At 69.8% G+C, this 12195-nt stretch carries 9 protein-coding genes; 5 read left to right on the plus strand and 4 right to left on the minus strand.

Annotated elements, in window-relative coordinates; translation table 11 throughout:
- Positions 1-133 precede the first annotated feature (133 nt).
- Together ACFWWR_RS39195 and ACFWWR_RS39200 are read right to left on the minus strand one after the other, a co-directional pair.
- Positions 134-2050, minus strand: a complete 1917-nt coding sequence (locus ACFWWR_RS39195; RefSeq protein ID WP_384308471.1) for a glycoside hydrolase family 97 catalytic domain-containing protein — start codon at positions 2048-2050, stop codon at positions 134-136.
- 191 nt (positions 2051-2241) lie between these two features.
- Positions 2242-4578, minus strand: a complete 2337-nt coding sequence (locus tag ACFWWR_RS39200) for a Tat pathway signal sequence domain protein (RefSeq protein ID WP_384308524.1) — start codon at positions 4576-4578, stop codon at positions 2242-2244.
- A gap of 241 nt (positions 4579-4819) precedes the next feature.
- On the opposite strand from ACFWWR_RS39200, the gene ACFWWR_RS39205 reads away from it, so the two are divergent.
- Positions 4820-5500, plus strand: coding sequence for a cinnamyl alcohol dehydrogenase (locus ACFWWR_RS39205; RefSeq protein WP_383860207.1), 681 nt, complete (start codon positions 4820-4822; stop codon positions 5498-5500).
- Positions 5501-5908: 408 nt separating this feature from the next.
- Here the strand turns inward: ACFWWR_RS39205 and ACFWWR_RS39210 are convergent, their stop codons facing one another.
- Both ACFWWR_RS39210 and ACFWWR_RS39215 read right to left on the minus strand, forming a co-directional pair.
- Entirely contained in the window at positions 5909-6814 is a 906-nt protein-coding gene (locus tag ACFWWR_RS39210) for a helix-turn-helix domain-containing protein (protein ID WP_384308473.1), read from the minus strand.
- Positions 6815-6976: a hypothetical protein gene (locus ACFWWR_RS39215; protein ID WP_383860213.1), complete on the minus strand. Its 162-nt coding sequence runs from the start codon at positions 6974-6976 to the stop codon at positions 6815-6817.
- Between the two features lie 910 nt (positions 6977-7886).
- Between ACFWWR_RS39215 and ACFWWR_RS39220 the strand changes: the two genes are divergently transcribed.
- The 4 genes from ACFWWR_RS39220 (at position 7887) to ACFWWR_RS39235 (ending at position 12081) form a co-directional block, all read left to right on the plus strand.
- Complete coding sequence (locus ACFWWR_RS39220; RefSeq protein ID WP_383860215.1) at positions 7887-9092, plus strand: NAD(P)/FAD-dependent oxidoreductase; 1206 nt, start codon at positions 7887-7889, stop codon at positions 9090-9092.
- Between the two features lie 292 nt (positions 9093-9384).
- On the plus strand, positions 9385-10281 hold the full coding sequence (locus tag ACFWWR_RS39225; RefSeq protein WP_383860218.1) for an RNA polymerase sigma-70 factor: 897 nt from the start codon (positions 9385-9387) through the stop codon (positions 10279-10281).
- A gap of 479 nt (positions 10282-10760) precedes the next feature.
- A complete protein-coding gene (locus tag ACFWWR_RS39230; protein ID WP_383860221.1) occupies positions 10761-11627 on the plus strand; it encodes a GyrI-like domain-containing protein in 867 nt (288 codons plus the stop codon).
- Between the two features lie 175 nt (positions 11628-11802).
- Entirely contained in the window at positions 11803-12081 is a 279-nt protein-coding gene (locus ACFWWR_RS39235; RefSeq protein WP_384308476.1) for a DUF6959 family protein, read from the plus strand.
- Positions 12082-12195 lie beyond the last annotated feature (114 nt).

A 12195-nucleotide genomic window follows, 5' to 3' on the forward strand; every position in this document is an offset into this window, starting at 1 on the left:
CCATCTTTACACCCACCCCCCCCAAACCGATTACGATTGGGGGCTGGTGGGTTGGTTTTTTTTTAAACTCGCCCGGCCGCGGGGGGGCGGCGGGCGGGGGGGCCACCGCCCCCCCCCGCGGCCGGCGAAGAGCTCAGCGATAGCAGGTGGTGAGGCCCGGGCGCCAGGGGCAGGCGATCCCGGCGAAGCCGCCGTTGGCGACGACATCGACGCTGAACGTGTCACCGCCGCGCAGCACCTGACGGTCCTTCACGAGCCCGTCGGTGCCGTCTTGGACCGTCTCGACCAGCCACCGTCCCGGGCCGATGGCCAGGGGTACCTCCGCCGTGTGGGCGGCGCCGGCGTACACCCCGCCCAGGAACCAGCGGTCGCCGCTGCGGCGGGCGAGGACGGACTCCTGGCCGGGCCGGCCGGCGAGCAGCCGGGTGTCGTCCCAGGCGGCGGGGACCTGGTCGAAGAAGTCCCGGGCGAGCGGCCGTGCGTCGTACGACTCGGGGGTGCCGGCGAACATCTGCAGGCCCGACTCGTAGGCGACACTGAGCCCGACCTCGGCCGCGTCGGAGTTGGGGCGCAGGCCGACGCGCTGGAAGGCGCCGGGGGTGAAGTCCATCGAGCCGATGACGTTGCGGGTGAAGGGCAGGGTGGTGAGGTGGGCGGCTGTGTTGGTGCGCTTCTCCTCGCCGCTGACGCCCTCCAGGGTCATGACCTGCGGCCAGGTGCGCTGGATGCCCTTGGGGATGGTGGAGCCGTGGAAGTTGACCATGAGGCGGTGGGCGGCCGTCTCCCGGAGGACGGCGTCGTACCACTGGAGTGTGGACTGTGCCTCCGAGTCCATGAAGTCGATCTTGACGCCTTTGACGCCCCACCGTTCCAGGGTGGGCAGCCACTGGGCGCGTTCCTCGGGCGTGTCGAGGTCGCGCTGGTGGATCCAGACGATGATCCCGACGCCCTTGGCGCTTGCGTACTCGACGAGTTGGGGCATCCAGCTGTTGCTCTGCCAGTTCGGGTCGGTGGTGTCCCACTCGTCGGTCTTGAAGTACCAGCCCGCGTCGACGGCCTCGTAGGGCCAGTTCCGCTCGGCGGCGTAGTCGACGTAGGCCTTCTGTGCCGCGAGGCTCTGTCCGGCCGCGCGGCCACCGGCGAGCCAGGTCCACAGCACGGTGCCGGGCCGGACCCATGAGGAGTCGGCGACCTGGGAGGCGGGGGCGAGGTCGTCGGTGAAGGTGGACCGGGTGACGGTGGCGAGGTCGCCGGTCACCATGGCCCGCCAGGGAGTGGCGAGCGGGCCGTCGGTCCTCACCCGGTCGTCGGCGAGCTTGATCCGGTAGGTACCGGTGCCCTGGTCGTGGGCGAGCCGGGCGCCGGAGTACGCGCCGGTGAGGTCGGACTCGGCGAGCAGGGTGTAACCGCCGTCGGTCGCGAACAACGCCTGGTCCGAGTACTCGCCGGTGGGCGCGGTCGCGGCGGTGTACTGCTTGAACTGTCCCTCGTTGTCGACCCGGTAGGTGCCGAGCCACGCGCTCGCGTCAAGCGGCAGGTTGAACGCGGAGGTCTCCCCGAGCACGTCGCCGTACCCGGCGGGCAGGACGTACCGGTAGGCGACGCCGTCGGCGGAGGCGCGGACGACGAGGTCGAGGCGGGCGCCGGAGGAGGTGGCGAACGACAGGCGGGTTTCGTTCATGAGGGCCCGGCGTTCCAGCCGCTTGCCGGACCTGGTCCGATACCGCTCGTCGACGAGCCGGTCCTTGCGGTGCAGGAAGCGCAGGCCCTGGGACAGGTCGGCCTGTTCGGTGACGATGCCGACGGGCGACGGTTCGATGACCGTCCGGCCGCCGCGGGACACCGACAGGCTCAGCGTGCCGGCGGTGGCGTCCAGGGACACCTGCGCGCGGGGTTCGCGCGCCGCTGCCGCGCGCTCGGGGCCGGACACCGCCCAGACGCGCGCGGCGGAGCCGGCGTCCTGGTCGGCCCGCGCGGGCACGGTCGTGAAGAGTGTGGCCATCAGTCCGGCGCAGAGCGCGGCGACCGCGGTTCTGGTGGGAACCGCCATGGGAGCCCTCCCGGGGGATGAGGTGGGGTGTCGGTCAAGGGTGTGCCCGGCTCACCGGGGTGCGGGACGCAACGGCGGCCGGACGGGGGGACGTTCAGGGCCCACCGCCGCTACGGCGGGCCCCACGACGGGAGTGCGTGCGGACGGCCGTTACGGCAGGCCCCCGCAACGGGAGTGCGTGCGGAGGGCCGCTACGGCAGGCCCCAGGCCGGGCCCGGTTCGCCGACGGCGACGGGCGCGATGGAGAGGTCGGGCCGTGAGCCGGAGTGGACGAGCACCTCGCGGCCCTGGGGCAGGTCGATGGCGAGGGTGCCGTCGCCCAGGTCCTGGGTGCGGGCCGGGGTGCCGTCGTCCAGCAGCGCGGTGAGGGTCCCGCTGAGGCCGTGGCGGAGTCTGAGCGGCTCGCCCGCCAGGCTCCTGACGCGGATGAACCGGGTCGCCCCCGCCTTTCGGACGGCGCTGACGAGGAAGGCTCCCTGGGTACGGAAGTCGTGCAGGGTGACGTCCGCCCAGGCGGACGGGACGGCCGGGAACACGCGGATCACGCCGCCCCAGCTCTGGCAGAACATGTCGTGCAGGGACTGCGAGGCGGACAGCGGCGTCTCGATGACCGGACCGGCCTCGGTGTAGTGCGTGTTGGCCTGGCACGGGTAGCGGGTCGTGGGGTCGAAGAACTTGCGCAGGTAGGTGATCGCGGTGTCGCCGTCGCCGGTCATCGCGTACATGGAGGCGGCCCCGGTGTAGCTGTAGCCCCGGTGGGCATTGGCCAGCGCCTGCCAGCGGACCACCGACTTCGTGATCAGGTCGCGGTTCTCGGGCTGCTCCCAGTTGACGAGGTACAGCGGGTACACCATCAGCAGGTGCGAGTAGTGCCGGTGGGACTGCGCGTAAGGGGTGCCGACGCCGATCATGAAACCGTTGTCGTCGACCGGGTACGGGGTGAGCTTGGCCAGCACCTCCTGCCAACGCGGGACCAACTCGTCGTCGAGGCCGAGCAGTTCCGCCGACTCGATGAGCGTCTGGCAGCCCCAGCGGATCAGAGCGAGGTCGTAGTTGGTGTCCTGCGGCGGCACGACGGGGTATTCGGGCGAGAGCGTGCTCGGCAGGTGGAGCTTGCCGTCACTGCCCGGGGCGAGGAAGTGCAGGTAGTAGTTGATCGCCCGGCGCAGCACCGGGAAGACCGTGTCGCGCAGCAGCGACTCGTCCATGGAGTGCCGGTAGGACAGCCACACGTTGTGCAGCGCCCAGGTGAGGTTGCCGGCTTCGTTACCGGTGCCCGGCACCCCGACGGCGCGGGTGGCGAACATGTCCGAGCTGCGGCCGACACCGGAGCTGTCCGTACGGTAGGCGGCGGGCACGTTGGCGATGAGCTGTTCCTGGTTCTGCCGCAGGGTGGTGGCGAGCGAGTCGAGCTCCAGGTGGTTGGCGCCGTGGATGAGCCAGTACTCCAGCTGGACGTTGAGGTTCCACCAGACCGCGGGCCAGGGGGTGGGCTCCAGCCACGGCCCGGAGGTGGCCATGACGGGGCCGCCCGCGCGGCTGGCACAGGCGACCTTGTAGAGCTGGATCCAGTGGAAGCTCTGCAGCCGCTGATCGGGGAAGGAGACGAAGCTCTTCTGGTAGAAGGCGTGCCACCACGGGGTGTGCCGTCGTCTGAGGGCCCCGTACGACGTCGCGCGCCGGAGGTTGCGCAGCGAGGCGGCCTCGGCGGCGGTGGCGGAGGGGAAGCTGTGTCCGACGCTGAGCAGCAGCTCGTCGCCGGTGCGGCGGTACGCGGTGGCGGTCTGGCCGCCACCGATGAGGGGCTGGAGCACCTGCTGGGTACCGTCGGTGGCGGTCCGGGTGGTCCAGGGCGGGTTGGCGGTGTAGTCGGCGGGCGGGGCCTCGCTGATGCGCCGCGGGCTGACGGCCTCCTCGGGATGGAACGTCCAGGTGACCTGTTCGCCGCCGTCGGCCGTCACGCGGGCGGCGAGGACCTCGTCGTGGATGAGGGCGGAGAGGGTGAGGGTGCCCGCGGTGGTGGTGACGGTGCCGGTGAGCTCGGCGTTCCACAGGCTCAGCCGCCAGTCGAGGGAGGTGATGGTGCCGACCGGTTCGAGGGTGAGGTGCCCGACCGGCAGACGGCAGGTGCCCCAACTGCTGCCCAGCTCGGGCCGGTGGTCCTGGACCCGGCCGTGCTGGACGGTGAAGCGGATGTGGTTGGTGCCCGGCTCCTGGTAGACCATGCTGCCGAGCAGTCCGTCGCCTAGGAACGGGCCCTCGTACCAGCGGGTGGGCAGCCTGCTCCACAGCAGGTCCTGGCCGCGCAGGAACGTGTCCCAGGCGCGGTCGGTGGTCATGGTGTCGCGGAGTCTCCATGGGCGTCTGCCGCCCCCGGCCACGGGAGTGGCGTCGGCCGACCGCTTTGCCGCTACGGGCTGTTCGGCGTGGGCCGTTCCGGGCAGGGCCGCCGCTGCCGCTCCGCCCAGCGCGGTGCCGAGCAGGGCCCTGCGGGGCACCGGCGCATGCTTCCCCGGCTGCGAGGTCATCATCGTCCTCCAGACCTGACGGATCATCGATACATCGGGTGTATGGGGAACCTAAGCATGTGCCATGCATCTGTCAATGACCTTAACAGTCATCTATTTCGGGCACGGGTTATGCGTCGGTGGGCGGACCCGGACTTCATGCCCACATCGTCAGCCTTGGTCGAAGGCCTTGACTCCTCCGATGTATTGGGGTTGCCTGCGTTCGCGTTCCCACCCCGCTCCCTCACCGGAAGGACACTCGATGAACAGGAGAACCGTCTTACGCGCGGGAGCCGGCCTACTGGCCGGCGGCGCCGCGCTCGCCCTGCCGCCGGCCCCGCTCGCCGGTGCCGCGCCGTCCGCCGACCCGACCGACGGCTGGACGCAGACCTCGTTCACGTACAGCTGGCAGAAGCCCTGGAACCTCGACCTCGGTGACCGGCACAGCTACAGCGGTGGCGTCCACCGCATGTGGGTGTACGCCACCGACGAGCCGTTCGAGGAGGGCAGTTCCACCGACCCACGCACCGAGATGCGCTGGAGGGCCGAATACACCACGGGCAACCACATGTGGGACGCCGACGTCTACCTCCCGTCCGGCACCGACGGAGCCTCCTTCGTGCAGACCCTGCGGAGCGTCCGCCCCTCGGGCACCCCCGCCACCGACATCATGCTCAACGCCTACAACACCAACGGCGGGACCGTGCGGCGCTACGACGGCACGGTGCTCAGGACGGGTGCGTACGACACCTGGTTCAACGTGAAGATCGCCCACCAGGCGAGCAGCGGGACCGGGACCATCAAGGTCTACTTCGACGACTCCCTCGTCCTGACGGTCGACGACCGGGGCCCCGCCACCCGCTACTTCAAGAACGGCGTGTACCACCACGGCTCCGGCCGCGCCGAGGCCCGCTTCCGCAACATCCGCTACTGGACGAGGTGACCTCAGCGCAGGTAGATCCGAGCGGGGTGGACCCTGTCCTGCAGCGGACGCAGTCTTGACGCTCGCTCCCCGTGAACGGGAGAGATTCTCACGGCTCGCGCCATGAGACTTCCTCCCGCAACCGCCGATACCAGAAGGTTCAGACGACCGTGGTGTTCCCTGCCCTCTTCGTCCTGATGGGCGCAGCGGTGCTGATCCAGGCGCTGATTTCGCTGGAGAGGGGACATCTGCAGCTTTCGAGGCGTGCCGCTCCACTGAGTTGAAGGGCGGAACGCGCCAGGCTCGGCGTTCCCAGAGCAGAGGACCACTCTGGTCTCGCCGTCGCGTGCCCAGCAACTCGGGCCGTCTGGCTGTGGCCTGCGCCGCTGCCGGACATCACGAGGGACAGCCCGGCAGCAGCGCCCTGCATCACTCCTGGGCGCGCGGTGCAGCCCCCTTCACCTGCAGCAGCTGCATACCGGGCATCAGATCAGGCTGGACGGTGCGGGCAGTGTTCACAGGCGCGCTGAGAGGGGGAAGCGGCCACCACTGGTCAGACCAACTGAGATCACGGTTGGTGAGCTGCGGCTCCACCTCCCGCCGATCGTGTCCCGTGTCCCGCCGTAGCCGCTCCCTGAACTGGGACCGAAGGCCCTCGGCCGAGCGATACGACGGCACCCCCTCCGCGTCCTTTCGCGCGTGCGGGTGCAACAGCAGGTAGATCTTGTTGCCATCCACCACGGTGTGCCAGGGGTCGGCCTGCCGCACTTGGTCACGTGTCTGCGCCGCCTTGTCCCAGGCCCGCTCCCACGGCCGGATGTCCTGGACACCGCAGGCCATGACGAACGCGATCAGCAGATCCCTGCGCGGCAGAGCCGTCCCCCTCAGGACGGCGCCGAGCGTGCTGCGCGGAAGCAGCCCGGTGGGAGCGCGCTGAGACAGCGTCACCAAGGACCAACCCCCGCAGCGCTCGCGCAGTTCCACCATGGCCTGGCGCAGATCGGCGAAGTCCATGACCGTTTCGGGCCGGGAACCGGCGCGCCCTGACTGATGCTGCTGCCGGGCCCGATAGCGGGCCCGGCACCACAGGCGTTCGGCCTGCACCAGGTCGGCGCCGCAGGCCTCGGCGTAGGCCCGTGCCGCCTGCCAGGTCGGCAGACGGGAGCCGTCATCGGCCCGCGACAGCGTGGTGGGCGTGACGGTGCACTCCGGCCGCTCGGCCATCTGTGCGTAGGTCAGCCCGGCCCGTTCCTTCTGGCCGCGCAGCCAGACCACCAGCGCCCGCAGCGAGGCGCACGCGACCGTCCGCAGCGGCACTTTGGCCCGCCCCGTCACTCACCTCACCCCCCACCGCGACACCGCAGGCGGGCGTGCGGTCAGGGCGGCAGCCGTCTGGCCGGCCACCTCGAGCACCACGCACGTCCACAGCGCGGCGATCACTTCATCCGGTGCGCCGCAGGCGGCCAGCACCACCCCGAAGACCACCACGACGGCCACGAACACCTTCCGTGCCCCCGTCCTGGAAGCATCCCCACTCGCCCCGCACCAACGGCGCGGAAACAACGGACGCGACATCACAACTCCGATCGTCGATGCGAACCCAACTCCTCGCCGTACGACAGGAAGAGAGGTGGCAGCCTCGTTGCATCCCGTAGCGAGATGCACCATGGTGGAGCGCGCACCGGGCCCCGGTCCACCAGGCCGACCGACTGCAGGGGCCGTTCATGCACCCGCGGCCCGGCGTCTTCGTAACGGATCTGGCGCCCCCTCGCCGAGCCGACCCTGGTCACAGACACACAGAGCACCGTTCATGCGCCCTCGGCCCAATTGTCGGTTGACCGGCAGCTGCTCGTGAGTGAGCCTTCGCACCGGACCACATCACCGTGGACCGTCCCGATGCGAACCCAACGTCGGGCTCCGAACGGCCGTGCTGGCAGGCGCGGCCGTTCGCCATTCCTCTCCTCGCTCAGCGCACGGCTGCGAGGCAAGGGGCAACGCACCTTGCACCGTCTTCGCATGGATCTCGCCCACAACCGGAGCGAGGCGCGGCCTCGACCAACACGCCTGACGCCGCCCCGCACCTTGGACCGCGCCTCCGGACAACGCGACTGGCCGGACGGTCTCAACGGGTGTCCCGCCGGCAACCGGGCTGCACCCTTGCGGTCCAGGTCTCGGTGATACCGCGCCGTCAGGGCCTCGCCTCCGTTCTCGGCGCAGCCGCTGGTCGTCACGAGCCGCGCGGTGGCGACGCCGGCCAATCAGATGACGGCGCCCGGTGGCGTTCCATCGGTCAGGCCCGGAATCCGTCCAGGCGACCACGCCCGGGGAGTGATCTGCCTCACAGGCTGTCACAGTGGTCGAGGAGGCGGTGTCTTGTGTCCGAACCCCTTGAAGCGGAGGAGACACCATGGCTGAGAACACCGATGTGGTCGTGATCGGCGGCGGGTACGCCGGCGTCATGGCGGCCAATCGACTGACGAAGCGTGAGGACGTGACGGTGACGCTGATCAACCCGCGCCCGACCTTCGTCCATCGGGTCCGCCTGCACCAACTGGTTGGCGGGTCCCACGGCGCGGTCGTCGACTACCGGGAGATCCTGGGCGAGCGTGTCCGGCTGGTGGTCGACACCGTGGCACGGATCGACGCGGCCGGGCGCAGCGTGACGTTGGCGGCCGGGGGCACGGTCGGCTACGACTACCTGGTGTACGCGGTGGGCAGTGGCAGCGCCGACCCGGGTGTGCCCGGGGCGGCCGAGTTTGCCTACCCGATTGCCACCTTCGAGGAGGCGGGGCGGCTGCGGCCGGTTCTCGACGCCGCCCCCGCGACGGCCGCGGTGACAGTCGTGGGAGCAGGTCCGACCGGCATCGAAACCGCCGCCGAGCTGGCAGAGGACGGCCGCGCCGTGACCCTGGTCTGCGGAGGGGTGCTTGGCCCGTACCTGCACCCTCGGGGCCGACGCTCGGTGGCCGGGCGGCTGGCCAAGCTCGGTGTGACCGTGCTCGACGGCCCCGACGCGAAGGTGACGGCGGTGACCCGCGACGCCGTGCAGCTCGCTGACGGCCGCGAGCTGCCGAGCCAGGTGACCATCTGGACCGCCGGATTCGGCGTGCCGGACCTGGCCGTGCGCAGCGGGCTGAGCACCGACGCCCTGGGCCGCCTTCTCACGGACGAGACCCTGACCAGCATGGACAACGGGCGCATCGTCGCGGCCGGGGACTCGGCGGCGCCGTCGGGCCTGCCACTGCGGATGAGCTGCCAGGCAGCGATACCGCTTGGCGCGCGCGCCGCCGACACGGTGCTCAGCCGTATCGCGGGTGAGCAGCCCGCGCCCCTCAACCAGACGTTCGCGGGCCAGTGCATCAGCCTGGGCCGACGCGCCGGCATCTTCCAGTTCGCCCACCGGTACGACGTCGCGGTGTGGTTCCACATCGACGGCCGCCCGGGCGCCAGGCTCAAGGAGTTCGTGTGCAAGGGCATCACCAAGCACCTGGCCCACGAGGCAGGCAAGCCTGGTTCGTACAACTTGCACCTCATGTCAGGAGGTGCCAAGCGCCGGCAGCTGCTGCAGGCCGAGCGTGGCGAGGCGCCGGCCACCGCTGAACGGGCAGCCTAGCCAAGCACTCGTGGTGGATCCGGTCCGGCCACAACGGATGTGGAGCGCATGTCGTGCGGCAACGCCCCTACCGCGGGGCGCTGCTGTACTCACGCGCTCATCAGCGGCCCTCTCAGTGACGGATCGTCGTCGACCTGGCGTGTCACAACCGTGCGCCGGGCGGTGTCCCACTCTCGATCACACCGAACAGATGGGCCAAGATCGACGACTGTCAACGAAAAGGACTTCCTGTGGATGCACGCTCGAAGGCTTTGGCCAACCTGGGCCGGCCGCGAAGGAGAGGGGCCGAGACATGAGCGACCACACCGCTGACCCGGCGACCGAGACGTTCGTCGCCCACCGCAACCTGCTCTTCACCGTCGCATACGAAATGCTCGGATCGGTCGCCGACGCCGAAGACGTCCTCCAGGAAACCTGGCTGCGATGGGTCAAGGTCGACCTGGAGCAAGTGCGCGACCACCGCGCCTACCTCGTCCGGGTCACGACCAGGCAAGCCCTCAACCGGCTGCGCACCATGACGCGCCGCAAGGAGGCGTACGTCGGGCCCTGGCTGCCCGAGCCGCTGCTCACCGCGCCGGACGTGGCCGAGGACGTGGAGCTCGCCGAGAGCGTGTCGATGGCGATGATGCTCGTCCTGGAAACGCTGTCGCCGACGGAGCGCGCCGTGTTCGTGCTGCGTGAGGCCTTCGATGTCGGCTACGAGGAGATCGCGGCCGCCGTCGACAAGAGCCCCGCGGCCGTCCGTCAGATCGCGCACCGCGCCCGCCAGCACGTCGACGCCCGCCGCCCTCGCAAGGTGGTCTCCCCGGGTGAGACCCGGGCGGCCCTGGAGTCGTTCCAGCGCGCGCTCGAAACCGGGGACCTTCAGGGCCTCCTCGACGTGCTCGCCCCCGAGGTCGTCTACATGGGCGACGGCGGCGGCGTGAAGCACGCCGCGCTGCGGCCGATCATCGGCGCCGACAAGGTGGCCCGCCTCATCGTCGGCGGAACCGGCAGGACCGGAATCGCGCTCACCCTCGGCCCCACCTTGGTCAACGGCAACCCGGCACTCCTCGTACACCTGGACGGCGAGATCGACGGCATCATCGCGATCCGGGTCGAGGAGGCCCGCATCACGGGCCTCTACTTCGTCCGCAACCCGGAGAAGCTGTCCCGCGTCGCATCCGAGACCCCGCTCACCCTGCGATGAATTCAAGGTGACGGTCGGCCACTTGGAGGTCAGGCCCAGCGCGGAACCACATACGGTTCACCCCGCGTGTCGCACCATCGCCTGTCAGGGCACGCCAAGCCACGCTCGCCTTGCCGTACGGCTTCGCGCTCCCAGCGGCTGAGAGCGCAATGCCACGTTCTCTGCTCGGCGGCGTCGGCCTGCGGGGTGGGCACGCCCGCGACAGCGTCGAAGACGGTGTCCGGGGCGGCGTTGCTCCATGCCCTGCACAACGGGCTGTGCAGGCCCACAAGGAGCGGGCTGATTCCATCCCGAAGCCCTGCAGGTGCAAGAGGACGCTGCCCTGTCGGCCAGACGTGACGCTCAGCAGGGCCGAATGAAGCGCTCCTTGCACCCGTTGTGACATGTGGCTGCACCCGACCTGATCGGGCACAGGATGTCGGGTCCGGCAGGATGAGTGCTGCCTAGCGTGGTGATCGTAAAGAGGAAGGAGACCGGGCGTGCTGGAGCGGCTCAACCAGATCATGGAGCACATCGATCGCCACCTCGACCAGTCCATCGAGGTGGCCGAGCTGGCGCGTATTGCGGCCACCTCGGAGTACCACCTGCGCCGGATGTTCTCCGCGCTCGCCGGAATGCCGCTGTCGGAGTACATCCGACGCCGTCGGCTCACGGTCGCGGGTGCCGAGGTACTTGCCCGGCGCGAGTCGCTGTTGGAGATCGCGGTCCGCTACGGCTACGGCTCCGGCGAGGCCTTCGCCCGGGCGTTTCGCGCCATGCACGGTGTCGGGCCGGGCGAGGCCCGACGCACCGGCACCGCGCTCGTCTCCCAGCCCCGGTTGACCTTCCGTCTCACCGTCGAGGGGAGCAGTAGCATGCGCTATCGCGTAGTGGAGAAGCCGGCCTTCACCGTCGTCGGCCTCAAGGCCCGGGTGCCACTGGTGCACGTGGGGCCGAACCAGGCGATCATCGACTTCGTTCGCGGGATCGACCCGCAGACCTCGGAGCGCCTGGAGAAGCTGTCGGACCAGGAGCCGCAGGGCATCGTCGCGGTCTGCGACGACCTGGACCCCAGCCGTGCCGAAGGCACCGAACTCGACTACCACCACGGGGTGATCACGTCAGCGTCCGCTCCGGAAGGCACGACCGTCCTGCCTGTCCCGGCCGGGTTCTGGGCCGTCTTCACCACCTCCGGGCCGGCGCCGCAGGCCATCCAGGATCTGTGGCGGGACGTGTTCACGCAGTGGTTCCCGTCCAACCCGTACCGCAGCCGTCCCGGCCCGGAGATCCTGCGCACCCGTCTGTCACCGGACAAGACCGAAGCCGACGCCGAGCTGTGGCTTCCGGTGGAGCGAGAACGGGGCTGAAGAACCCGCGAAGCTCATAGGCGCCGAACCTTGTGAGTGCTTCAGTTGGCCGGACAGGCCAACTGAAGCACTCAGCACCCTCTTGTGATGACTGAGCGCGCCTCAGTTGGTTCTGACCGCTCTTCCGTGATGACTACGCCTGGAGAAGGGGGCAGGTCTCAGGTTGGATGAACGGATGGAACGTGTCGAGGCTGAGCTGTTCACAGATCCGGGGAACGGCGCGGTCGTCCGTCTGCCCTCGCGCAATTTCCCGGGCGTCCTGATTCAGGGCGATTCCCTTTCGATCATTCGCGCCGACATCGCCGAAATCGTAGAAGCCTGCGACCAGGGCGACGTCGGTGAGGCTCGCGAGGCGGCGGCCATCCTCCTGTCCAACCTCGACGAACTGCTGGCCCGCTACACAGCGGCTCTGAAGGCTCACGACATCCCGATCCCCTTCTACCAGGCTCCCTGAGCGCTAGGTTGCAGCCTCGCAGTGTGCGCTGAAGGTCGCAGATTGCAGGACCGTTCCGTCTGGGGATCACTGCGAGCAAGATCGCTGTGTAAGGACATGAGCCGTGATCGCCCT

The sequence above is a fragment of the Streptomyces sp. NPDC058678 genome, from assembly GCF_042714835.1.
Taxonomy (GTDB): Bacteria; Actinomycetota; Actinomycetes; order Streptomycetales; family Streptomycetaceae; genus Streptomyces.